Origin of the sequence: Burkholderia gladioli (assembly GCF_000959725.1) — a bacterium.
Lineage (GTDB): Bacteria > Pseudomonadota > Gammaproteobacteria > Burkholderiales > Burkholderiaceae > Burkholderia > Burkholderia gladioli.
Genome location: NZ_CP009322.1, coordinates 2456754 through 2479363, shown reverse-complemented (window position 1 = coordinate 2479363; position 22610 = coordinate 2456754). Strand labels below are relative to the sequence as shown.

The window sequence follows — 22610 nt, the reverse complement described above, 5'->3', positions numbered from 1 at the left end:
TGCCGCCGCCCGGCTCCGGCGCCGCGCTCACCAGCGCAGCACGCGCGGCCCGAGCAGGGCGCCGGCGACGGTCGGCACCAGCATGCCGAGCAGGTACCAGACGCCCCAGAAGGCCACGCCCATCTCCGGGCAGTGCAGGCAGTAGACCAGGGTGGCCACCGCGCCCGAGAGCAGGCCGCCCGCGGCGCCGGCCAGCGCCAGGCGGGTCGGGGCGAGGCTGCGCAGCGCGGCCAGGGTGGCGACGAAGCCGGGGATCGACAGCATCGAGATCGCGAACGGGCAGACCTTCCAGGTCTGGCCGAGCACCATCGCGAGACGCTCGCCGGCCGGCGTGAGCGCCAGCATGACGAGGGTGGCGATCCATACCACCGCCACCGGCGAGGCCACCAGCAGGCCCGCGCCGCCCGCGCGCGCGCCGGGCCGCGCCAGCCTGAGCGCGCCGCGCAGCGCGCCGATCGCGATCGCCAGCGGCAGGGCCACCTTGGCCCAGAACAGCGGCGTTTGCGCGACCGTCGCCAGGTCGTGGCGCAGGCCGAGCACGGCCAGCATCAGCAGCAGCGCGCCGCCCGCGCCGATCGCGACGGCGGTCGCGAAGCGCTTGGCGGGCAGGTGCGGGTCGACGGGCGTGACGCCCGTCGCCAGCATGGAAATCAGTTCATCGGTCTTCATCGTGTTCCGCGTATCTTCGCGGCCAGTGCCTTCAGGCCGCGATGCACTCCAATCTTGACGGCCGATTCGGAAAGGCCGGTCATCCGCGCGGTCTCCGCCACGGACAATCCCTCCAGCTTGACGTGCACGATCGGCAGGCGTTGCCGGTCGGGCAGCGATTCGAGCAGCTGGCCCAGGTCGCGCCGCGCCTCGGACGACTCCAGCTCCGGCGGCGCGATCCACTCGGCCTCGTCGTCGAAGCTGTCGTTGAGCGCCTCGTGGCGCGACCAGGCGCGGAAGTAGTCCACCAGCTTGTAGCGCGCGATCGCGTGGACCCAGGCCGTCAAGGGTTCGCCGGCGCGATAGGTGTGACGCTTGTCGTGAATCGCCAGCAGCATCTCCTGAACCAGGTCCTCGACGTCGGACGGGCGGCTCGCCAGCCGGCGCCTGACGAAGCCGCGCAAGTGCGTGGACAAGGCGTTCAGGAAGCGGCGGTAGGCAGCCTCGTCGCCGCCCAGGCCGAGCAGCAGCCATTGCCGCAGTTCCTGCTCGGTGCGTTGTCGCGCGGCGCTGTCTTGAGTTCGTTCCATCCGTGTCGGCGGTTACACCGGGCGCAAAAAATTTCGTCGATTCTACGACGGCGACGGGACGGGAGGCGTTTCTTGTGGGGTCAGGGCAACAAGGCGGGTCGCGGGCGGGCGGCGCGCGAGTGGTACGAAGCGGGTGCCGGGGCGGCTCGGGCGGCCGCAGCAAAGGCCTGGCCGGCGGTCTTGGTGAGCCGGCCGACGCTGCCGCGCCGGCCGGTCACCGCCTCGTGCCAGAGAATGACGAACGATGCGTGTCTTCAGGGCGCATCGGCCATCGCATTCGCCGGCCGGGCCGGTCGCGCCGCGCGCTGCCGCCGGTGTCGGCCCGTGCGGCGCCTTGCTTGCGCCGCGCTTCCTTGCCTTGGCAAGCGAATGTGCGGGCAGATTAGCAATCCGCCCCATGGGTGCCCATCCCCCGAAATTGGTAAGCCGGTGAACCATGCCGGGCGGCCGATGTCGCGTGGCGCGCGGCGGGCTCGAAGGCGGGTTGGAAGATGGCGCGAGCCTGGCCGGAAGCTGTCGGTAGCGTGGCGCCCGGCTGTCGTTCGGGCGCTCGCTCAGCCGGCGCCGGCGGGCGTGCCGAGCCCGGGAATGCTCACCGTCAGCCGCGTGCCGCTCGCGTCGGAGGCGATCCGCAGCGCGCCGCCGAGCCGGCCGACGCGCGCGCGCAGGCTGCGCATGCCGATCCCGCCGTGCAGCGTCGGCGCTTCCGGGTCGAAGCCGCGGCCGTTGTCGGCGACGGCCATGCGCAGGCCCTCGGCGTCGTGCACCACGGCGATCTCGATGCGGCTCGCGCCGCTGTGGCGCAGCGCGTTGGTGGCCGCCTCCTGCAGCACGCGCATCACGTCCAGGCAGGTCGCGTTCGGCAGGTGCAGGCTGTCGATGCCGGCCAGCTCCCAGCGGCAGTCGATGTCCTGCGCCTCGAAGGCGCGCGCCAGCCGGTGCCGCATCGGCGCGAGGAAGCCGTCCAGCGAGCGCGTGCCGGCATGGTCGAGCGAGGCCGAGTCGATGATGATGCGCAGGTCGTCGCGCAACTCCTTCAGGATGCCGAGGAAACGCGCCGGCGGCATGTCCTGCGGCGCGTGCTCGAGCGTGGTGATGCTCGACACCAGGGTGCCGCCCAGCCCGTCGTGCAGGTCCTGCGCGAGCGAGAGCCGCTCGTTCAGGCGCGCATTGGTGACCTGCAGCGCGTGCTCGCGGTCCAGCGTGTCGCGCAGCTCGCGCTTGGCCTCGGCCACCGCGCTGGTCAGCTCGTGGTTGAACTGCTCGATGCGGCGCAGGTTGGTGACGAAGCGCCAGGCCAGCACCAGCGCCATCCCGATCATCTCGAACTGCGCGGCGATCGAGGTGTAGTAGACGTTGTCGCCGAGCACGCCGAGGAAGGTCAGCAGGTCGTGGATGCAGGCCAGCACGAAGACCAGCATGCAGCCCGACAGCGCCAGCCGGTCGGCGCGCGGCCGGCGCAGCGAGAACACGATGAAGGCACTGCAGCAGCCGATGAAGGTCAGCGCGGGCAGCAGGGCGATGGCCGCGCGCACCGTCTCGATCGAGCCGCGTGGCGCGAGCAGCATGGCCAGCGTCTGCGCCGCGGCGAGCAGCCAGAGCAGGCGCTCCAGGCGCGGGCAGCGGCGGTTCGCGAAGCGCAGCGTGAACATCGCGAAGCTGACGCTGAACAGCACCACCGCGATCGACATGGCCGCTTCCCAGCCGTCGGTGCTCGCGAACGGCCAGGGCGAGGTGGCCGCCTGGTTCACCTGGAAGCACCACCAGGCCATCGACTGCAGCCCGAACCAGCCGTACAGGCTCTCGCGGCGGCGCATCAGCCAGAGCACCACGAAGAAGCAGCCGAGCGTGGAGGTGACGGCCAGGCTGTAGAGCTGCAGGTCGCGACGCACCTGGTGGGCATGCGCGTAACGGCGCTCGACCTGCGCGGGAGCGCCCACCGTCACCGGGCCGAGCCCCGGCGCGTAGGCGGCCAGGCCCGAGACGCGCACCAGCAGGGTATTGCTGCCGGCCACCAGCAGCGAGGCCGGCAGCAGCCAGCGGCGCGGCATGTTCCAGCTGCGGCTGAGCGGTTCCTTCAACCGAGGGTCGGCGGCCAGCAGGCTGCCGTTCAGGTAGAGCGCGCCCGCCATGTTCACGTAGTCGATGAAGGCGGCCGCCGGTGCGTCGCCGAGGCAGGCGCGGTCCCAGCGCAAGCGGTACCAGACCACGCCGTCGAAGCCGGGCCAGCGCGAGGTCCAGACGTCGGGCAACTGCACGCGGGTCCAGCCGGCGGCGGGCGGCGCGGCGTCGTCCCAGCCGACGGCGCGCGCGGCGTCGGTCTGCAGCGCGCAGTCGGGCGGCTCGGCGCTGCCGCTGGCGTCGCCGGCCAGCACCTCGCTGCCGGCGGGCGAGATGGTGGCGGCCGCCGCGTCGATCGGTGGCGCGGTGCTGGTCGAGGCGTTGGCCGTTGCCGGCGTCGAGGTTTCGATGGCGCGCGCCGTGCTCGCCAACACCGTCAGCAGCGCGAGGCAGAGCAAGCACAGCCACGGCGGCACGAGCGCGCGAGCGCCGCCGCCCGCCGCGTCGAGCGTGGGCGTGGATGTGAGCGGTAACGTCGCGGGCCGGGCAGGCATCGATCTGTGATCGCAGGAGAGGGATGCTTGGAGGCGAGGCGCGGCTAGGGCAGCAGGCCGTGCGCCCGCGCCTCGAACACCGCCTGCGTGCGCGAGCGCACCGCGAGCTTCTTGTAGATGTTCTTGATGTGGCATTCGACGGTCAGCCGCGACAGCGACAGCAGCTCCGAAATCTCGCGGTTGGTCAGCCCCTTGCTGACGATGCCGAGGATCTCGATCTCGCGGCGGCTCAGGCGCACCGGCGGCGCGCCGTTGCGCGAGGGCAGCAGGCCCGCGCTGGCCGGCGTCGCGGCGGCCGGCGCCGCGTGCACGGTGGTCTCGAGGATATGGCGCGCCACGAAGGGATCGATCGGCGCGCCGCCGCGCAGCACGCTGCGGATCGACAAGGCGATCTCGATGTCGTCGCGCTCCTTGAGCAGGTAGCCGGTCGCGCCGGCCTGCAGCGCGCCGACGATGGTCGGGCCGGTGCTCCAGGTCGAGATCACCACGATCGGCAGGGCCGGGTCGGCCTCGTGCCATTCGCGGATCAGCTCGATGCCCGAGCCGTCGGGCAGGCCGATATCGACCAGCGCGATCGCGCAGGGCTGGGTGGCGCGGATCGCGCGCGCCTCCGAGAGGCTGCCGGCGAACAGCAGCGCGTCGTCCGAGTAGCCCAGCGAGGTCAGGATGGTGGTGAGCCGGCGCTGCATCAGCGGCTCGTCGTCGACGATCAGGAGCGGGCCGGGGACCATGGGTTCCGGAGGCAAAAGCGTCATGGGTCGCGTATCGGTGACAGGATCGGATGACGAACGGCGAGCGCGCGGCAAGCAAGGGCGCGGTCGCCGGACGGCCGGCAAGCGGGCGGGGCGCCGCCTCGAGGCCCGAAACGCGGGGCGCGGCGCGGCTTCCGGCCATTGTCCGGTGCCGGCGCGCGGGACGCGCGCCAGCGTGATCGCATGATACGCGAGCGCCTCGACAGCTTCCTTACAAGCGCGGGATATCGTGTATCTGCACAGTGGATGAGTGTGGCGTGGGTTCGATGACATCCATATGAAGAAAGGCGGGCGTAAGGCGAGGGTGGCGATCCCGGCGAAGGGCCGCGGCGGGCAGGACCGCGAGCCTGCCGCCAGGATCGATGTGGTATAAGCCGGGATTGATTCCACGCTTACCGGACTGGACCACTATGACGCGAGGCAAGGCCGCGATTCCGCTCGATCTGCCGAGGCCGCCGGGCCTCTCCTCGCGAGGCGGCGCCTCGAAGCAGGATCGCATCGCCGATGCGCTGCGCGAGGCGATCCTGCAGGGGCGCCTGGCGGCCGGCGGCGCGCTGCCTTCGACGCGCACGCTGGCCGAGCGCTGGCGGGTGGCGCGCGGCACGGTCGAGGTGGCTTTCGAGCGGCTGGTGGCGGAGGGTTATCTATCGCGCGTGCGCGGCTCGGGCACGCGGGTCAGCGCGGTGGTTCCCGAGGCGTATCTGATGGCGCCGGCAGCCGATGCGCATGGCGAGGCCGCGGTCGCGGTCGATATCGCGCCCGCGAGCGCCGATCCGTCCCGCCTCCGGCGCTCGCCCGATGCGGCCCGCGACGCCTCGCCGACCGGCACGCGCATCGGCCAGCCCTTCGTCGCGCGCCTGGCCGACCCGGCCCTGCTGCCGGCGGCCACCTGGAAACGCCACCTGGCGCAGGCGCTGGCGGGCCTGAAACCGGCCGAGCTCGGCGCGGCGGTGCCCGGCGGCGACGCGCGGCTGCGCGCGCGGATTGCCGCCTGGCTCGGCGAGTATCGCGGCATCGCCTGCCGCGCCGAGGACGTGTTCATCACCGCCGGCATCCGCCATTCGCTCGACCTGGTGATGCGGGCGATCGAGGTGCGTGGGCGGCGCGTGGCGATCGAGGATCCCGGCTATCCGATGACGGAGCGGCTGGCCGCGCTGAACGGCGCCGCCGTCGCGCAGGTGCCGGTCGATCCGCAGGGGCTGGTGGTCGAGCGGCTGGCCGCGCTGCCGGGCATCGTGGCGGCCTACGTGACGCCCGCGCACCAGTCGCCGCTGGGCGTGACGATGTCGGTTTCGCGGCGCCTGGAACTGCTCGACTGGGCGCGCCGCGAGCAGGCCTGGATCGTCGAGGACGACTACGACGGCGAGTTCAGCTACCAGGCCGCGCCGTTGCCGGCGCTGAAGGCGCTCGACCGGCACGATCGCGCGATCTATTGCGGCTCCTTCAACAAGACCCTGTTCGCGGGCTTGCGGCTCGGCTACGTGGTGGCGCCGGCGGCGTTGCGCGCGCCGCTCGAGGCCCTGCTCGCGGCGCTCGGGCGGCCGGTCGGCGTGATCGAGCAGCGCGCGCTGGCGGGCCTGATCGGCAACGGCGATTTCGCCCGGCACCTGCGGGCGAGCCGCCAGGCCTACCAGCAGCGGCGCGATGCCGTGCTGGAGCGGCTGGCGGCCGGCGCGGCGGGCCGCTACGCGATCTCGGGCGAGCAGGCGGGCTTTCATTTCATGCTGTGGCTCGATCCGGGCAGCGACGAGGCCGCCTTCGTCGCGGCGGCCGCCGCGGCCGGCATCGCGCTGCAGCCGCTGGGCATGTTCTGCCGCGAGGCGCGGCTGCCGCCGGCGGTGCTGGTCGGCTACACGGCCCTGACGCTGGCGCAGGCGCGCCACGCGGGGCGCGCGCTGGCGCAGGTGCTGGCCGGATTCGCGCAGGGCAAGGCCTAGGTGGCGAGCGCCGCTTCGAGCCTGGCGATCGCCGCGTCGAGATCGGCGACGAAGAACACCTGCCGGCCGCGATTGCTCTCGACGATGAAGTCGTGCAGCGCTCCGGCGCGGACCTCGGAGAAATCGCCGACGATGGCCAGCTTCAGATGGTAGTTCACGAACATCTGCAGCAGTTCGCCGGCCACGCCGGTGCGCAGCACGAGGAAGTCGGGATGCAGGCAGGCGGCGTCGATCGCGATGCCGTCGAGATCCCGGTGGCCGTGGCCGAGCATGATGTCGAGCGCGTCCTGGCGGCTGCGCACGGGGGTATCGACACTGCTGACGTGGACGATGCGGCTCGTGGGCCGCTCGATCAGGCGTGCTTCCATGGAGAGTCGGATCCGGTTCGTCGTGCTGGCTGGGGATGCCGGCGCGAGGGCCGGCGCAGGCAACGGTCTGGCGATATCGCGCGGCGTGGTCGTCGAGCCGGCCGCGCGATGCCTCAGGGCTTGGCCGCCGAAGCGCCGGCCGCGCCCGATGCGGCGGCGGCCTGCGCCGCCTTGCGCTTCAGGCAGTTCTGCGTGACCAGCATGGTGGCCTGGTCGGGGTTCAGCAGGGTGGGCGCGCCGTAGATCTCCTCGATCGCCTGGTCGACGGCCTGCGCGTCGGGGCCGTTGCCGTAGTACTTGTGCGACTGCGCGATCGCCTGTTCCTTTGTCTTGTGCTTCTTGCGCCAGCCGGAGATCTGCGCGGCCACGTCGCCGACCGCGAAGCAGCGATCGTCGAAGGCCTGGGCCTGGGACGGGAGAGCCGGCAGCGCGAGCGCGCCAGCGAGGGCAAGGGACAAGACGGCTTGCTTCATCGGGAATTCCTGTGGATCGGGAGCGCGGTGCGCCGGTCGTGCCGTCCGCTGCCGCGAGAATCCGCACAGTCTATCGAAAAGCGGCCAGGCGAGCGGTTGGCGCCCCCGCTTTGGCCTCCAGCGATGATGCGGCGCAATGCCGCATAACACGATCGCGCGACGAAACCGCGCCGGCTCGGCGTGTGCGCCGTCGCTGCATCGCGGCGTGCTCGCGCAAGGCCGCGAGCGCGCCTTTTCGCGCGCGATTCAACATATGGGAAGCCGTCGCACAACTTGATCAGCCCTGATTCGGCGGATACCGTTCGCATGCAATCGAGCAGGTCTGGCGAATCGAATAAAACCATTAATTGAATCAGGATACCTATTCAATGAAACGGCATATCCGAGCGGTATTTTTTTCATTGCCCTTATTCATATCGGCATTGTCTTCCTATCACGCGGGCGCGGCTTCGGTGACCGGCGCCGCGGCGCCCGGCAGCGGTGCCGCGCCCGCCGCGCAGCAAGCCTGGCCGCCCGCCTGGCCGCTGGTGCGGCAGGTGCCGGTGCCACCGCCGCCGATGGGCTGGGCGAGCTGGAACGGGCATGGCTGCAACATCAACGAAAAGGTGATTCACGACGCGGCCGATTACCTGGTCAGCAGCGGCCTGAAAAGTGCCGGATATGTCTATGTGAACGTCGATGATTGCTGGTCGGAATTGACTCGCGATTCACAAGGGAAATTGAATGGAAATCATGTATCGTTTCCGAGCGGAATGACCGCGCTCGGCGATTACATCCATTCCAAGGGATTGAAATACGGGATTTACGCGACGCCGGGCCTGCGTACCTGTGCCCAGCTCAACAATCTGCAGAACGAACTCGCCCCCGGCGCGCCCGGCAACGAGGCCAACGGCAATACCGGCAGCCAGGGCCACGAGGCGCTCGACGCGGCCACCTTCGTGCAATGGGGCGTCGACTACCTGAAATACGACTGGTGCACCAAGGGCTCGACCGCGGCGCCGGCCCAGGTGCCGGTATTCGCGAAGATGCGCGACGCGCTGCGCCAGGCGGCGCTCGGCGCCGGCCGCAAGGGCTACCTGTTCTACAGCATCAACCCTGACAGCTTCAACGACTCGAAGACGGGCCGCGACTACGACTGGGGCAACGTGGCCGACATGTGGCGCACCGAGGAGGACATCTCCTACGACACCGGCGACAACTTCACGCCGGGCTGGTCGCGCCTGGTGGGGCAGAACTTCGAGGGCAACGTGTTCCCCGAGGCGCAGCACACGGGCCGCTACAACGATCCGGACATGATGCTGGCCGGCATGGGCCTGAGCGACGAGCAGGACCGCTCGCACATCGCGCTGTGGGCCATCTCGGGCGCGCCGATGATCCTCGGCAACGACTTCACCGGCCGCCCGCCCAAGGCCGCCACGCTGGCGCTGCTGAAGAACCCCGAGATGATCGCGATCGACCAGGACGGGCTCGGCCTGCAGGGCGTGCTGGTGGCCAACCCGGCGCCCGGCGTCGAGGTCTGGGCCAAGCCGCTGATGGGCAACGGCCGTCGCGCGGTGCTGCTGTTCAACAACTCGACGAAGGACGCGAGCATGGCGGTGAGCTGGCGCGAGCTCGGGCTCGAGCCGCTGGTGCCGGGCCTGGTGCGCGATGTCTGGGCGCGCGCCAATGCCGGCATCGGCATCGGCCGCTTCGAGACGCGCGTGCCGGCCGGGACCAGCCGCCTCTACGTGATCCAGGGCGCCGACACGGCGGCCGTGCCGTATCGGCCCAGCGCCTACCAGCCGAGCGCGGACCTGTCGTCCTGCGGCGGTTGCGAGCCGAACGCGCAGGTCGTGAATCCGGCCACGGTCAGCTTCGACAACGTGGTCTCGCAGCGCGCCGGCGGCTACCTGCAGATCGCCTACCAGAACACCGGCAGCGAACCGGTCGACGCGCTGCTCAGCGTCAACGGCGGGCCGGGCAGCATCGTCTCGCTGCCGCCGACCGGCGCCGCCTGGGGGCTGGGCGGGGTGAGCGTCGAGGCCGCGCTGAAGCCGGGGCGCAACAGCGTGGTGCTGGCCAAGTGGCACGATCCGTCGGCGGCGCTGTCGATCCAGCGCGTGGCCGTGGTGGCCGGGCCGCTCGCCTACCAGCCGCCGCGCGCGGCCTACGAGGCCGAGTCGCCCCTCAACACGCTGAGCGGGCAGGCGGCCGTGTATGACTGCGCGAGCTGCTCGGGCGGCAAGAAGGTCGGCTACATCGGCCAGGCCAACACGCTGAGCTTCAACCAGATCGCGGCGCCGAAGGCCGGCGCCTATTCGATCGACATCCTGTACGGCAATGGCGAACCGAACGGCCGCAACGCGCAGGTCAGCGTGAACGGCGGCACGCCGGTCACGCTCGCGCTGCCCTCGACGGGCAGCTACGACACGATCCGCCACGTCGCGGTGACGGTGAACCTGCAGGCCGGCTCGCGCAATACGCTGACGATCTCGAATCCGAGCGACTGGGCGCCGGATATCGATGCGATCGGCTGGCCGACGCCGCTGAGGTGAGCGCGACGCGCACCGGGAAAGGCAACGGGGCATGCCCGCCTGGGCATGCCCCGTTTTTCTTTGTTGGCTGGCCTTGTCAGGCGCGGGAAAACACCATGCAGACCGGGCTGCCTGTCGAGGTGAGCTGCCCGGTGGGCGAGAGCCTGCCGCTGCCGGCATCGACCGAGAAGCTCACGATGCTGTCGCTGTCCTCGTTGAGTGCATACAGCAGGCGGCCATCCGGCGAGAGCGTGAAGAAGCGCGGCGTGCGCCCGCCCGTCGATACGGCTTCCACGAAGGCGAGCCGGCCGTTGTCGGGATCGATGCGCAACAAGGCGATGCTGTCGCTGCCGCGATTCGAGGCGTAGAGGAAGCGCCCGCCGGCGTCGATCTGGATGCCCGCCGCACGGCTGTTGCCCGTGTAGCTGTCGGGCAGCGCCGACACGATCTGCCTGGGCCGCAGCTCGCCGCTGTCGGCGCGATAGTCGTAGGCGGTCACCGTCGAATCGAGCTCGTTGACGCAATAGACCCAGGGTCGAGACGGATGGCAGGCGAGATGGCGCGGGCCGGCCGTCTCGCGCGTGGCCACGAAGGGCGGCTCGGCGGGCGTGAGCCGCCCGGCTTCGTAGCGGAACACGAAGATGCGATCGAGGCCCTTGTCGGGCACCAGCACGAAGCGGCCGTCGGGCGAGAAGGGATTGAAATGCGGCTTGGCCTGCTGCTGCTCGATGCGATGCGGGCCGATCGGGCCGTCCAGCGCGAGGCATTGCGCGAGCGCGCCGAGCGAGCCGTCGGCCGCGATCGGCAGCACCGCGAGGCTCGCGCCCAGGTGGTTCGATACCAGCGCGCGGCGCCCGTCCGGCGCGAGCGCGACGTGGACGGGGTTCCTGCCGCCGGTGTCCTGCCGGTTCAGGAAGGCGAGGCGCCCGCTCGCGCGGTCGATCGCGAAGGCGCTCAGCTCGCTGCGATCGCCGTGCACGCTGTACAGGCGCTCGCCGCGCGCATCGATCGCGAGGAAGGACGGGTTGACCAGATCGCCGAGCACCTGCACGGGATCGAGCGCGCCGGTCGAGGGATCGACGCGGAACACGCTGATGCCCTCGCCGCGGGCGTTGCGCTCGCGCGTGGTACGCGAGCCGACATAGGCGTACATGCTGCGGATTCTCCTTCCAATGCCGATGACACGATGATGCGCGGGGCGCGCCGCGGATGAGCAGGCGTCAAGTTCGAGCCTGCCTGCCAGCGAACCGGCGGGCGGCCCCGTAATTTACCCGCATTTCGCCTAAAATTGCATTTTCTATTTGAAATATGCAAAATGCGCGGCATGACCTCGACCCCCAGCCCCCTTGCCGCCGCCCCTGATGCGACCCTCACCCTCGACGGCGCGCGCTACCGCATCGTCGACCTGCCGGCTCGCTTCGGCACGCGCCTGCGCGAGCTGCCCGTGGTGCTGCGGCTGCTGCTGGAGAACGTGATCCGCCATCACCGGGGCGAGGAGCAGCGCGCCGCCGTCGACGGCATCCTGGCCTGGATCGAGCACGCCAGCAGCGAGATCGAGATCGCCTTCCAGCCGAACCGCGTGCTGATGCACGACACCACCAGCACGCCGGCGCTGGTCGATATCGCCGGCATGCGCGACGCGCTGGCCGAAGCCGGCGTCGATCCCTCGGTGCTCAATCCGGTGCTGCCCGTCGATGCCTCGGTCGACCATTCGCTGGCCGTGGAAGTGCATGGCGAACCCGACGCGGCGCCGCGCAACCTGCGCACCGAACTGGCCCGCAACGCCGAGCGCTACCGTTTCCTGCGCTGGGCCGCGAAGGCCGTCACGGGCGTGCGGATCCATCCGCCCGGCACCGGCATCATGCACACGCTCAATCTCGAGCAACTGGCGAGCGTGGTCGGCGTGATCGAGCGTGACGGCGAGCGCTGGGCCGTGCCCGACACGCTGATCGGCACCGACAGCCACACGCCGATGATCAACGGCATCGGCGTGCTCGGCTGGGGCGTGGGCGGCCTGGAGGCGCAGACGGTGATGTTCGGCATGCCGGTGATGCAGCGCATTCCCGAGGTGGTGGGCGTGAGGCTGAGCGGCGCGCTGCGGCCGGGCGTGCTGGCCACCGACCTGGCGCTGACGGTCACGCAGCGGCTGCGCGAGATCGGCGTGACGGGAGAATTCGTCGAGTTCTTCGGGCCCGGCGTGAGCACGCTGAGCGCGGGCGAGCGCGCGGTGGTGGCCAACATGGCGCCCGAATATGGCGCGACCACCGGCTATTTCCCGATCGATGCGCGCACGCTCGACTATCTGCGCGAGACCGGCCGCGACGCCGCCGCGATCGCGCTGGTGGAGGCCTATGCGCGGCGCGTCGGGATCTGGTTCGAGCCCGAGGCGCAGCCGCGTTACACGCGCCGCATCGAGATCGCGCTCGACGGCATCGCGATGCAGGTGGCGGGGCCGCGCCGGCCGCAAGACCGGCTGCCCTACACGGCCGTGGCCGAGACGCTCGCGAAGCTGGAAGGCGCGCCGCCGGCGAGCGGGGCGCGGACGACGAACCTGCCGCATCATCCGGTGGCGATCGCCGCGATCACGAGCTGCACGAACACCTCCGATCCGGCCTTGCTGATCGCCGCCGGGCTGGTGGCGCGGCGCGCGCGCGAACGCGGCCTGACGGTGCCGGCCTGGGTCAAGACCTCGCTCGCGCCGGGTTCGCCGGCGGCGGCGGCCTATCTCGAGCGCGCCGGGCTGATCGAGGATCTCGACGCGCTCGGCTTCTCGATCGTCGGCTACGGCTGCACCACCTGCATCGGCAATTCAGGACCGCTTGGCGAGCCGATCCGCGCGGCGCTGGCCGCGAAGGCCGCGCGCCCGGTGGCGATACTGTCGGGCAACCGCAATTTCCCGGGCCGGATCCATCCCGAGCTCGAACTCGGTTTCATCATGTCGCCGCCGCTGGTGATCGCCTTCGCGCTGGCCGGCGACGCGGCGCGCGACCTCGGCCGCGAGCCGCTGGGCCTGGCGCATGACGGCACGCCGGTGCACCTGCATGAACTGTGGCCGACGCGCGGGGAAATCGACGCGCTGGTCGCGCGCGCCAACGAGCCGGGCGACTACCGCCGCACCTTCGCGATCGCCAGCGCCAATCCCGCCTGGCACGCGCTGGAAGCGCCGGATTCGGCGCGCTTCCCCTGGGACCCGGCCTCGAATGCGCTGCGCCGCCCGCCCTTCGCCTCGGCCGAGGCGGGCAGCCAGCTCGGCCATTACGTAGCGCATCCGCTCGCCGTCTATGGCGACGACGTGAGCACCGATCACATCTCGCCGGCCAGCGCGATCCCGAAGCACAGCCCCGTCGCCGATTTCCTGGTCGAGCGCGGCGAGGATCGCGAGGACCTGAACGTGTTCGCGTCGCGTCGCGGCAACTGGGAGGTGATGCTGCGCGCGGCCTTCTACAACCGCACGCTGGAGAACCGTCTGCGTGCCGGGTTGCCGGTCGCGCACACGGTGCATGCGCCCTCGGGCGAGGCCCTGCCGCTGCACGAGGCGGCGGCGCGCTATCGCGAGGCGGGCGAGGCGGTGGTGCTGGTGGCGGGCGCGCGCTACGGCACGGGATCGTCGCGCGACTGGGCCGCCAAGGGCCAGCGCCTGCTCGGCATCCGCGCGGTGCTGGCCACCAGCTTCGAGCGGATCCATCGCTCGAACCTGATCGGCATGGGCATCCTGCCGCTGCGCATGATCGAGCTCGCGCATCCCGATGCGCTGGCGCTGCAGCCGGGCGACCGGATCGAGATCGATGCGCGCGAGGCGGTGCTGCAGCCGCGTGTCGCCGTGCGCGTGAGCATCGTGCGCGCGCACGGCCGCGTCGAGCCGCTGGCCGCGCTGGCCGCCGTCGAGACGCGGCTCGAATGCGAGCTGCTGCGCGCGGGGGGCGTGATCCCCTTCATCCTGCGCCGCCACCTGCCGCGCGCGGACGCGGCCGCGCTTGCGTGATGCGCCGAAACGCGGACAATGGGCGGCCCTGCCACGCCAATCCTTCACGCCGGCTTCCATGACCGACCGATCGATCGCCGCCCGCATCGTCGAGCTGATCCGCAGCGAGCAGCTCGAGGCCGGTGCCCACCTGCCGGCGCAGATGCTGGCGGACCGCCTGCGCGTGTCGCGCTCGCCCGTCAACGAGGCGCTCGCGCTGCTGCACGATAAGGGCGTGGTGACGCGCGAACGCCATCGCGGTTTCTTCGTGGCGCGGGCCTTGCGCGAGCCGCTGGAGGAGGTGGTCGGCGGGCTCGGCCTGGACGAGGCGGACCTGATCTCCAGCGTGTATTTCCGCATCGCCGACGATCGCCTGCGCGGCGAGCTGCCCGACGAATTCTCCGAGCAACTGATCCGCCAGCGCTACGGCCTGACCGGCGCGCAGCTCAATGCCGTGCTGGCGCGCATCGCGGGCGAGGGCTGGGCCGAGCGCAAGCCGGGTTACGGCTGGGCCTTCTCGACCATGCTGACCACGCCCGACAGCCTGCTGCAGTCGTATCGGCTGCGGCTCGCGCTGGAGCCGGCCGCGCTGCTCGAACCCGGCTACCGGCTCGATCCGCGCGTGCTCGAACGCTGCCGCGATACCGAGCTGCAACTGCTGGCCGGCGGCATCGAGACGGCCAGCGCCGACGCGCTGCACGATCGCGGCGTGCGTTATCACGAGGCGCTGGTCGAGGCATCCGGCAACCCCTTCTTCATCGACACGATCCGCCGCGTCAATCGCGTGCGGCGCCTGCTGTCGTATCGCTCGATGCGGCATCGCGAGCGTTATGCCGAGCACTGTCGCCAGCACCTGCACGTGCTCGACCTGCTCGCGCGCGAGTGCAACGAGCAAGCCGCCGAGGCGCTGCGCGAGCACCTGCTGCATACGCTCGACGCGCTCGCGCGCATCAGCGGGATACTCGAATCGCCATCGCCCCGATCCCCGGCGCGGGAAACCGCGCCCGTCCCGTCCGCCGCCGCGCCTGCCGGCCAGCGGCCCAACCGAACCCGCCGCGCCTCATGAACCTCGATCCCGCCATCGTTTCCGCTTTCGCTCCCCACGGCGTGCTGCGCGCCTCGATCAACCTCGGCAATCCGATCCTGGCCGGCCACGATCCCGCCAGCGGCGCACCGGCCGGGGTCTCGGTCGACCTGGCCCGCGCGCTCGGCGCGGAACTGGGCGTGCCGGTCGAGCTGGCGGTGTTCGCCACCGCCGGCGAATCGGTGGCGGCGGTCGGCGACGAACGCGCCGACGTCGGTTTCTTCGCGATCGATCCGCTGCGCGCCGAATCGATCGCCTTCACCTCGCCCTATGTGCTGATCGAGGGCTGCTACCTGGTGCGCGAGGCCTCGCCGATCCGCGCCAACGAGGAGGTCGACCGGCCCGGCGTGCGTGTCACGGTCGGCAAGGGCAGCGCCTACGACCTGTTCCTGACGCGCGAGCTGAAAGCGGCCGCCATCGAGCGCGCGCCGTCCTCGCCGGCGGTGGTGTCGACCTTCCTGGCCGAGGGGCACGACGTGGCGGCCGGCGTGAAGCAGCAACTGGAAGCCGACGCGGCGCGGCAGTCGGGCCTGCGCCTGCTCGACGGCCGCTTCATGGTGATCCGCCAGGCGATGGGCCTGCCCCGCAGCCGAGGCCAGGCGGCCGCCGAGGCGCTCGATGCCTTCGTGGAGGCGCGCAAGGCCTCGGGCTTCGTCGCCGAGGCGCTGGCCCGGCACCATGTGGCGGGCGCCTCGGTGGCGCCGGCCGGGCGGGGCTGAGCGCGCGCTCCCGACGGCCGTTCGGGCAGGTCCCTATAATCGGGACCTGGCACGCCGTCGTGGCGGCGCCGGGCAGCCGTCCATCGCGTGATCCGAATGCAAGGAGACGTCCCTTGAGAATCGACCGAGCAGGCTTCGCCGCCATCCTGCGCCATGCCGCCTGTCTGCTGTGGTGCGGCTTCGGCGCCGGTGCGTTCGCGCAAGCCGGCACGGCGCCCGCCAACGACATCGGCAATGGCGGCAGCCAGGCCGAGCAGGTGTTCGCGGCGGTCTCGCCGAAGGTCTGGACGGTGCGGGCCGAGCAGCCGCAAGGCAACCAGTACCTGATCGGCAGCGCGGTGCTGATCGCGCCGGGCCGTTTCATCACCGCCTGCCACGTGGTCGAGAAGTCGATCGCGGTCACGCTGGGCAACAACGGCGCCACGCTGAAGGTGGACGAGGTGCTGCGCGATCCCGACAATCGCCGCGACCTCTGCCTGCTGCGCGTGGCCGGCAAGTTCGAGGTGACGCCGGTGCAGGTCGCGCCGATCAGCACCTTGCGGGTCGGGCAGCGCGTCTACGTGATCTCCAGCCCGCGCGGGCTGGAACTGTCGCTGACCGACGGGCTGATTTCCTCGCTGCGCCAGGAGCCCGAGAGCACGGTGCCGATCATCCAGTCGTCCACGCCCGTCACCAGCGGCTCCAGCGGCGGCGGCCTGTTCGACCAGCAAGGCAGGCTGGTGGGCGTGGTGCGTTCGGTGGCGACGGCCACCGAGAATTTCGCGTTCTCGTATCCGGCCGAATGGGTCGCCCAGCTTCCCGAGCGCTATGCGAAGGAAATCGCGGCCTGGCAAGGCGAGATGAAGGCCGCCGGGGTGCGCTTCGGCGCCGACGGCAGCGTGGCGGGCAGCGGCTACGCCGCGCTCGGCGATGCCGACGCGCTGCCGGTGCCGGCCGCGCAGAAGGCGCCGGTGGTGCTGGCCTACAAGCAGTTCCTGCTGCTGGCCGCGCCGCGCGTCTTCGTGTTCACCAGCGACGGCAAGTTCGGCAGCTTCTCGAGCTCGGCTGAATTCGCGCGCTTCAAGGACGATTGCCGCAAGTCGAACGTCAGCTTCAGGCTGTATGCCGTCGACAACGCGGTGGTCTGGCAGGCGCCTGCTTCCGCCAGCACGCCCGCCTCGGCGCCGGCAGCCGCGCCTTCGCCCGCCAGCCGATGAGGGGCACGGCGGCGCCGCGATGTCAGCCACCGGCGCCCGCCAGGCCCGCCGCTTCCTGGTTCGCCATCCTCAATAACCTGTCGATCAGCGCCAGCACCTCGGGGCGGCATTCGTCCCGCGCGTGCACGATGTACGCCGTCAGCGGCGAAACCACCTCGCGCCGGCTCAGGCGCACCAGCGGGCTGCGCGACAGATGGGCGGCGGCCACCGGCACGCGCGCCAGCGCCACGCCGAGCCCGGCCTCGGCGGCGGCCAGCACCAGCGTGTAGTCCTCGAAGCGTCGATCCTGCGCGCGCGGCTTGAGCGCGATGCCCAGCGGCTCGAACCAGGCACGCCAGCCGGTCGCGTCGGAGTCGTGCAGCAGCGGGGCATCGAGCAGGGCGGCCTCGCCGTGACGGCGCATGGCCTTGGCCAGTTGCGCGGCCAGCGCCGGATGCGCGACCGGGTAGAGCGTTTCGGGCAGGAAGGGCCTGGCCTCCAGATGGCGCCAGTTGCCGCGTCCGTAGCGGATCGCCAGGTCGGCCTGGCCGCCCGCGATATCGACGGCGCGATGGTCGATGTCGAGCTCGATGCGCAGGGCCGGTGCTTCGTTTTCCAGATCGCCGTGGCGGGCCAGGAACCACAGGCTGGCGAAGGCCGGCACCATGCTCAGCTTGACCAGGCGCGCGCCGCGCGGCGAGCGCCATTGGTCGGCCGCGCTGTCGATGATGCCGAAGGCCTGCTCGATGCGGCTGACGAAGCGCTGCCCGTCCAGGGTCGGCCGCACGCCGCGCGCGTGGCGCTCGAACAGCTTCACGCCGAGCCAGTTCTCCACGGCCGCGATGCGCCGGCTGATCGCGCCGTGCGTGAGGCCGGAGATCTCGGCGGCAGCCAGGAAGGAACCGTGGCGCGCCACGTTGCAGACCGTCTCGAGGCTGGCCAGTGGTGGCCGCGCGGCGTCGGGCGCGGCGTCGGCGAGCCGTGCCGCGGACGGGACGCGAGGGCGAGATGAGCTGTGAGCCATATTCACAGGAAGACGTTGATCGATGCGCTAGCTTAACAGCTGGCGATGCGGCACGATCCTGGCATGAACACGCTCTCCCCGGCTTCGAAAAACTGCTCGCCGCGCGATCTCAGGCAGGTGCTGCTCGCGCTCGGCGCGGTCGCCTTCACGGTGGTGTCCTGGGCTTCGGCCTTTCCCTTCATCCGCATCGGCCTGCAGGGCCTGTCGCCGCTGCATCTGGCGGCGGGGCGCTTCGGCACCGCCGCCGTGCTGGTGCTCGCCTGGCTGGCGTGGCAGCGGCCGCGCCTGCCGGGCTGGCGCGACAGCCTGCGCTTCCTGTTGTGCGGGCTGTTCGGCATCGCCTTCTACAACGCCCTGCTGAACACCGGCGAGCAGACCGTCGCTCCCGGCGCGGCCAGCTTCATCGCCAGCACGCTGCCGATCTTCACCGCCGTGCTGGCGGTGCTGTTCCTCGGCGAGCGCATCAATGCCTGGGGATGGATCGGCTCGCTGGTCAGCCTGGCCGGCATCGCCGTGATCGCGCGCGGCCAGCCAGGCGGCCTGGCGCTCGGCGCCGGCAGCACGCTGATCCTCGCGGCGGCCTTTTGCACGGCGAGCTATTTCGTGCTGCAGCGACGGCTGATTCCCGTTTACGGGCCGCTGGCCTGCACGGCCTATACGCTGCTGGCGGGGGCTTTATGGCTTTCGCCGTGGCTGCCGGGCGCGATCGGCGCGCTGCCCGCGGCGCCTCACGGCACGCTCGCGGCGGTGCTGATGCTCGGCGTGTTCCCGGCCGCGCTCGGTTACGCGAGCTGGACCTACGCGCTCGGTTATTTCGGCGCCGCGCGCGCGGCGAACTTCCTGTACCTGTCGCCGGCCGTGGCCACCGCGCTGTCGGCCTGGCTGACCGGCGAGCGTCCCGGCCTCGCCACGCTGGCGGGCGGCGCCACGGCGATCGCGGGCGTGGTGCTGGTGGCGTGGCGCGGGCGGGGGTGAAAGGGGATTTTCGAAGCGGGGCGAATCAAGGTCTCATTTTGAATTCGATGGCGCCATTTGGTTGAACGGCGTTTCAACAGCGTTATTGATGTTTCGACTTCGAATGACGAGCTTTATTTCTTTGGCGTCTAATTGGCCAAGTTTTTATTATTAAAGTCGCTGACATGTTTCTGTCATATTTGCCGCGTGCAAACCAACGACAGAAAAAGAAATGTCCAGAACAACAATCGTCGCAACCATCGGGCCGGCTTCAAACCATCCTTCCACCTTGCTGGCCTTGCAGCGCGCGGGCATGACGGTCGCGCGCCTGAACGGCTCGCATGGCGACCTGGCCTGGCATGAGACCACCATTGCCCTGATTCGGGAAACCCTGCCCGAATTGCCGATCCTGCTCGATATTCCGGGGCGCAAGATCCGCACTATCCAGTTGCGTGTCGAACCGTCGTTCAAGACGGGTGACCGTCTGATATTGACTACCGACCTGTCGCATGACGGTTCGCAAAAGGTGCCGGTCAATTACGCGAAGTTTCATGAGAAGCTGCGTGCCGGCGTGCGCATTTACGCCGACGACGGCACCTTGTCGTTCCGGGTGGCCGAAGTCGAGGGGCCCGACGTGCATGTGGTCGCGGAAACGGACGGCACGCTCAAGAGCCGCAAGGGCATCAACGTTCCCGAGATCGACCTGGGCCAGGAGCTCGTCACGCCGCGCGATCGCGACATGATCGCGTTCGCCAGGCGCGTCGGCGTGGATTTCGTCGGCATCAGCTTCGTCGAATCGGCGCGCCACGTGGAGGCCATCCGCGCCCTGATCGACGCGCCGACGCCGCAGATCGTCGCCAAGGTCGAGAACCAGGGCGGCCTCGACCATCTCGACGAAATCGCGCGCGCCACCGACACCATCATGATCGATCGTGGCGACCTGTCGGTCGAGACCAGCATCGATCACGTGTCGATCCACCAGAAGACCATCATCGCGGCCGCGCAGCGCTACGGCAAGCCGGTGATCGTGGCCACCGAGCTGCTGCACAGCATGATCGAGAGCCCGCTGCCGACCAAGGCCGAGATCGGCGACGTGACCAATTCGGTGATCGACGGCGCCTCGGCGGTGATGCTCTCGGGCGAGACCGCGGTCGGCCGCTTCCCGGTGGAGGCCGTGGCGCGCCTGCGCAGCATCGTCACGTTGGCCGAGGGGCACCGGCACGCGGTGGCGCCGCCGCTCGGCGGCGTGCCGGCCAGCCAGCTCGACCTGCGGGCAGCCACCCAGGCATTGGCGCGCAGCCTGCCGATCACGCGCATCGTGGTGCTGTCGCGTACCGGTTACGCGGCCCGGCTGGTGTCGATGGCGCAGGTGCAGCAGCCGATCATCGCGGTCGGCAACGAGCTTGAGCGGGTGCGCGCCTGGAACCTGCTGCCGGGCACGACCGGCGTGTACCTGCCGCAATTGAGCGTTGCGGACGAAGGCGCCGGGATGGTGGCGCTCGAGGCGCTGTGGACGGCCGGGTTCCTCGCGCACGACGACGTGGTGCTGGTGGTGCTGGCCGCCAGCAGCGACGCCGACGTGTCGCCGAGCCTGCTGCAGACGGTGCGCGTCGGCCAACTGGCGCGGCAGCGGTCCTGGCCGCAGCCAGCGAGCCTGGAGGCGGCCTGAGATGCACGATCCCTACCTGCTGGCCGGCATCGTCGCGCTGCTCGCGGTGGTGCAATCGATCTTCGGCATGGGCGTGCTGGTATTCGGCACCCCCACGCTGCTCCTGCTCGGCTTCGATTTCACCTCGGTGCTGGGCCTGCTGCTGCCGTCCTCGATGGCGATCTCCGCGATCCAGGTCACGACCGGGCGCGGCGAGCCCTTGCCGGCGCGCGAGCGGATCAACATGCTGCTCTGCGCGCTGGCGATCGTGGTGGCGCTGGCGGTGCTGGTGGCGACCGGGCTCAAGGCCCGCGTCGAGATCCTGATCGGGCTGATGATGCTGGGCGCCGCCTTGATCCGCTACTCGCCGCGCCTGCAGGCACGCCTGCAGCGCTTCGTGCAGCGTCGCGACCGCGCCTATGCCGGCGCGATGGGCGTGATCCACGGGTTGACCAACATGGGCGGCGCCCTGCTGGCCGTGTACGCGGTCAGCCGCCATCGGGACAAGCTGCAGGTGCGCCTGGCCATCGCGCGCTACTACCTGCTGTTCGGCGCGCTGCAGCTCGGCACGCTGGCGGTGCTGCGGCGCTCGGCCTTGAGCGTGGAGGGTTTCGCGATCGCGCCGCTGGCGGTGGTGGTTTATTTCGCGGTCGGCAACCTGCTGTTCAAGCGCGCCGGCGCGCCGCTCTACGAACGCGCCATGACCGCCTTCATCGGCGTGTACGGCGCGGTGGTGCTGGCCAGGACGCTGATCTGACGGAACCGCCATGCAAAGTGTCTTCACCGCGCTGATCCCGATCTTCGCCCTGATCCTGCTCGGCTTCGTGCTGCGCCAGCGCCGGCTGCTCGCCGACGCGTTCTGGCTGCCCTGCGAGACGCTGAACTACTACTACATGTTCCCGGCCCTGATGTTCAGCCAGGTCGCCCGCGCCAACCTCACGCAGTTCCCGATCCGCCCGATCGCGATCGCGATCCTCGGCGCGGTAGGCGCCGGCGCGCTGCTGCTGTATGGCTGGCGCCTCTGGAGCCGGCAGCCGGGCGCGGTGTTCTCCTCGGTGATCCAGGGCTCGCTGCGGCCCAACACCTACGTGGGCGTGGCCGCCGCCGCCGCGATGTACGGCAGCGTGGGCCTGACGCTGACCTCGATCAGCATCGCGGTGGCGATTCCGCTGCTCAACGTGGCCTCGGTGGTGATCCTGATGCGCTACGGCAGCGGCGGCGCGCCCACGCCGAGGCAGGTCCTCAATGCCGTGCTGAAGAACCCCGTGATCATGGCGGTGCTGCTCGGCGCGCTGTTCAATCTCGGCGGCCTCGCGTTGCCGGCCACGCTGTCGAGCCTGCTCTCGATCCTCGGCGCGGCCTCCCTGCCGCTGGGGCTGCTGGCCGTCGGCGCCGGGCTCGACATGCAGGCGGCCCGCGCGGCGCGCGGGCCGGTGCTGCAGTCCTCCTTCATCAAGCTGCTGCTGGTGCCGCTGCTGACGCTGTGGATCGGCGTGAGCCTCGGCATCCACGGCCCGGCGCTGACCACCATCGTGCTGTTCAACTCGCTGCCCTGCACGCCCTCGGCCTACATCATGGCGAAGCTGCTGGGCGGCGATCATCGCCTGTCGGCCGGCATCATCACCGTGCAGACGGCGCTGGCGGCCATCACCATGCCGCTGGTGCTGCTGGTGTCGCATCGCTAGGCGGATCGCCTGGCGTCGAAGCCGCGGCGATGCGCTGGATACCGCGGAACAGGCGCTGTTGCGCCAGTTCGGGCGCGTGCGGCTTTGCCGAACTGGCGCGGCGCGTGAAGGCCTTGGCGGGATGAAGGGGCTTACCAGTTCAGGCGCGAGCCGCAGGTGGTCGAGTTGCCCGATTCCTGGTAGCAGTACGAATCGATATTCTTCGAATACGGCTTGACCGACAGGTTGCCGGCTTGCTCGACGTTGCGCTGCCCATGCTGCGGGTACATGCCGAGCCCCGCTGCCCGTCTCTTTTCCGCATCGCTCCTGAGCGAGTCGCGCAGATGGTCCTCGCGCAGGATCCTGTCGCGCTTGTCCAGCACGTCGTACTCCTTGAACAGGGAGGGGCGCGTTTCCCCGGCGGCAAGCGCCTGGGCGCCGGTGCCCAGCAGGACGAGGGTGGTCGCGATACGCAGCATGAACTT

19 protein-coding genes are annotated in these 22610 nt (G+C 70.6%); 10 read left to right on the top strand and 9 right to left on the bottom strand.

Annotation, left to right across the window (positions count from 1 at the left end):
• Positions 1-27 precede the first annotated feature (27 nt).
• From BM43_RS11060 to BM43_RS11045, 4 genes are all read right to left on the bottom strand, one after another.
• Positions 28-669 carry a DUF1109 domain-containing protein gene (locus tag BM43_RS11060; protein ID WP_036055556.1) on the bottom strand — a complete coding sequence of 214 codons (642 nt, stop codon included), beginning with the start codon at positions 667-669 and terminating at the stop codon, positions 28-30.
• Positions 666-1238, bottom strand: a complete 573-nt coding sequence (locus tag BM43_RS11055) for a sigma-70 family RNA polymerase sigma factor (RefSeq protein WP_036055558.1) — start codon at positions 1236-1238, stop codon at positions 666-668. The genes BM43_RS11060 and BM43_RS11055 overlap by 4 nt, the downstream gene beginning before the upstream one ends.
• A gap of 554 nt (positions 1239-1792) precedes the next feature.
• Positions 1793-3853 carry a sensor histidine kinase gene (locus tag BM43_RS11050; RefSeq protein WP_036055560.1) on the bottom strand — a complete coding sequence of 687 codons (2061 nt, stop codon included), beginning with the start codon at positions 3851-3853 and terminating at the stop codon, positions 1793-1795.
• Between the two features lie 44 nt (positions 3854-3897).
• Entirely contained in the window at positions 3898-4608 is a 711-nt protein-coding gene (locus BM43_RS11045; RefSeq protein WP_036034456.1) for a response regulator transcription factor, read from the bottom strand.
• 407 nt (positions 4609-5015) lie between these two features.
• On the opposite strand from BM43_RS11045, the gene pdxR reads away from it, so the two are divergent.
• Positions 5016-6542, top strand: coding sequence for a MocR-like pyridoxine biosynthesis transcription factor PdxR (gene pdxR, locus BM43_RS11040; RefSeq protein ID WP_036055562.1), 1527 nt, complete (start codon positions 5016-5018; stop codon positions 6540-6542).
• On the opposite strand, the gene BM43_RS11035 is transcribed toward pdxR, so the two are convergent.
• Positions 6539-6910 carry a DUF4180 domain-containing protein gene (locus BM43_RS11035; RefSeq protein WP_036055563.1) on the bottom strand — a complete coding sequence of 124 codons (372 nt, stop codon included), beginning with the start codon at positions 6908-6910 and terminating at the stop codon, positions 6539-6541. The genes pdxR and BM43_RS11035 overlap by 4 nt on opposite strands.
• A 113-nt stretch (positions 6911-7023) precedes the next feature.
• Positions 7024-7383: a hypothetical protein gene (locus BM43_RS11030; protein ID WP_036055565.1), complete on the bottom strand. Its 360-nt coding sequence runs from the start codon at positions 7381-7383 to the stop codon at positions 7024-7026.
• Positions 7384-7805: 422 nt separating this feature from the next.
• Here BM43_RS11030 and BM43_RS11025 point away from each other — a divergent pair, with 422 nt between their 5' ends.
• Positions 7806-9917: a carbohydrate-binding protein gene (locus tag BM43_RS11025; protein WP_158380920.1), complete on the top strand. Its 2112-nt coding sequence runs from the start codon at positions 7806-7808 to the stop codon at positions 9915-9917.
• A gap of 76 nt (positions 9918-9993) precedes the next feature.
• Here BM43_RS11025 and BM43_RS11020 read toward each other — a convergent pair whose 3' ends face one another.
• On the bottom strand, positions 9994-11049 hold the full coding sequence (locus BM43_RS11020; protein WP_036055566.1) for a lactonase family protein: 1056 nt from the start codon (positions 11047-11049) through the stop codon (positions 9994-9996).
• A gap of 171 nt (positions 11050-11220) precedes the next feature.
• Here BM43_RS11020 and acnA point away from each other — a divergent pair, with 171 nt between their 5' ends.
• From acnA to BM43_RS11000, 4 genes are all read left to right on the top strand, one after another.
• Positions 11221-13878: an aconitate hydratase AcnA gene (gene acnA / locus BM43_RS11015; RefSeq protein WP_036057148.1), complete on the top strand. Its 2658-nt coding sequence runs from the start codon at positions 11221-11223 to the stop codon at positions 13876-13878.
• Positions 13879-13936: 58 nt separating this feature from the next.
• Complete coding sequence (locus tag BM43_RS11010) at positions 13937-14923, top strand: GntR family transcriptional regulator (RefSeq protein ID WP_036055568.1); 987 nt, start codon at positions 13937-13939, stop codon at positions 14921-14923.
• Positions 14920-15660, top strand: a complete 741-nt coding sequence (locus BM43_RS11005; protein ID WP_036055569.1) for an ABC transporter substrate-binding protein — start codon at positions 14920-14922, stop codon at positions 15658-15660. Before BM43_RS11010 ends, BM43_RS11005 begins: the two co-directional genes overlap by 4 nt.
• Before the next feature lie 113 nt (positions 15661-15773).
• Positions 15774-16856, top strand: coding sequence for a S1 family peptidase (locus BM43_RS11000; RefSeq protein ID WP_230676407.1), 1083 nt, complete (start codon positions 15774-15776; stop codon positions 16854-16856).
• Between the two features lie 22 nt (positions 16857-16878).
• Here the strand turns inward: BM43_RS11000 and BM43_RS10995 are convergent, their stop codons facing one another.
• Positions 16879-17865, bottom strand: a complete 987-nt coding sequence (locus tag BM43_RS10995) for a LysR substrate-binding domain-containing protein (RefSeq protein WP_042284045.1) — start codon at positions 17863-17865, stop codon at positions 16879-16881.
• 57 nt (positions 17866-17922) lie between these two features.
• Between BM43_RS10995 and BM43_RS10990 the strand changes: the two genes are divergently transcribed.
• The 4 genes from BM43_RS10990 (at position 17923) to BM43_RS10975 (ending at position 22146) form a co-directional block, all read left to right on the top strand.
• The gene (locus BM43_RS10990; RefSeq protein ID WP_036055570.1) at positions 17923-18834 is read left to right on the top strand and encodes a DMT family transporter; all 912 of its coding nucleotides are present in this window, start codon (positions 17923-17925) and stop codon (positions 18832-18834) included.
• Positions 18835-19045: 211 nt separating this feature from the next.
• A complete protein-coding gene (gene pyk / locus BM43_RS10985; protein ID WP_036055571.1) occupies positions 19046-20482 on the top strand; it encodes a pyruvate kinase in 1437 nt (478 codons plus the stop codon).
• 1 nt (position 20483) lies between these two features.
• On the top strand, positions 20484-21218 hold the full coding sequence (locus tag BM43_RS10980; protein WP_036055572.1) for a TSUP family transporter: 735 nt from the start codon (positions 20484-20486) through the stop codon (positions 21216-21218).
• 10 nt (positions 21219-21228) lie between these two features.
• Positions 21229-22146 carry an AEC family transporter gene (locus BM43_RS10975; protein WP_036055573.1) on the top strand — a complete coding sequence of 306 codons (918 nt, stop codon included), beginning with the start codon at positions 21229-21231 and terminating at the stop codon, positions 22144-22146.
• Between the two features lie 131 nt (positions 22147-22277).
• Here BM43_RS10975 and BM43_RS10970 read toward each other — a convergent pair whose 3' ends face one another.
• On the bottom strand, positions 22278-22604 hold the full coding sequence (locus tag BM43_RS10970) for a hypothetical protein (RefSeq protein ID WP_036055574.1): 327 nt from the start codon (positions 22602-22604) through the stop codon (positions 22278-22280).
• Positions 22605-22610 lie beyond the last annotated feature (6 nt).

Excerpts from the sequence above, each read along its gene's own strand:
- BM43_RS11060 (WP_036055556.1), bottom strand. The coding sequence starts at position 669 with ATGAAGACCGATGAACTGATTTCCATGCTGGCGACGGGCGTCACGCCC.
- BM43_RS11055 (WP_036055558.1), bottom strand. The coding sequence starts at position 1,238 with ATGGAACGAACTCAAGACAGCGCCGCGCGACAACGCACCGAGCAGGAA.
- BM43_RS11050 (WP_036055560.1), bottom strand. The coding sequence starts at position 3,853 with ATGCCTGCCCGGCCCGCGACGTTACCGCTCACATCCACGCCCACGCTC.
- BM43_RS11045 (WP_036034456.1), bottom strand. The coding sequence starts at position 4,608 with ATGACGCTTTTGCCTCCGGAACCCATGGTCCCCGGCCCGCTCCTGATC.
- pdxR (WP_036055562.1), top strand. The coding sequence starts at position 5,016 with ATGACGCGAGGCAAGGCCGCGATTCCGCTCGATCTGCCGAGGCCGCCG.
- BM43_RS11035 (WP_036055563.1), bottom strand. The coding sequence starts at position 6,910 with ATGGAAGCACGCCTGATCGAGCGGCCCACGAGCCGCATCGTCCACGTC.
- BM43_RS11030 (WP_036055565.1), bottom strand. The coding sequence starts at position 7,383 with ATGAAGCAAGCCGTCTTGTCCCTTGCCCTCGCTGGCGCGCTCGCGCTG.
- BM43_RS11020 (WP_036055566.1), bottom strand. The coding sequence starts at position 11,049 with ATGTACGCCTATGTCGGCTCGCGTACCACGCGCGAGCGCAACGCCCGC.
- acnA (WP_036057148.1), top strand. The coding sequence starts at position 11,221 with ATGACCTCGACCCCCAGCCCCCTTGCCGCCGCCCCTGATGCGACCCTC.
- BM43_RS11010 (WP_036055568.1), top strand. The coding sequence starts at position 13,937 with ATGACCGACCGATCGATCGCCGCCCGCATCGTCGAGCTGATCCGCAGC.
- BM43_RS11005 (WP_036055569.1), top strand. The coding sequence starts at position 14,920 with ATGAACCTCGATCCCGCCATCGTTTCCGCTTTCGCTCCCCACGGCGTG.
- BM43_RS10990 (WP_036055570.1), top strand. The coding sequence starts at position 17,923 with ATGAACACGCTCTCCCCGGCTTCGAAAAACTGCTCGCCGCGCGATCTC.
- pyk (WP_036055571.1), top strand. The coding sequence starts at position 19,046 with ATGTCCAGAACAACAATCGTCGCAACCATCGGGCCGGCTTCAAACCAT.
- BM43_RS10980 (WP_036055572.1), top strand. The coding sequence starts at position 20,484 with ATGCACGATCCCTACCTGCTGGCCGGCATCGTCGCGCTGCTCGCGGTG.
- BM43_RS10975 (WP_036055573.1), top strand. The coding sequence starts at position 21,229 with ATGCAAAGTGTCTTCACCGCGCTGATCCCGATCTTCGCCCTGATCCTG.
- BM43_RS10970 (WP_036055574.1), bottom strand. The coding sequence starts at position 22,604 with ATGCTGCGTATCGCGACCACCCTCGTCCTGCTGGGCACCGGCGCCCAG.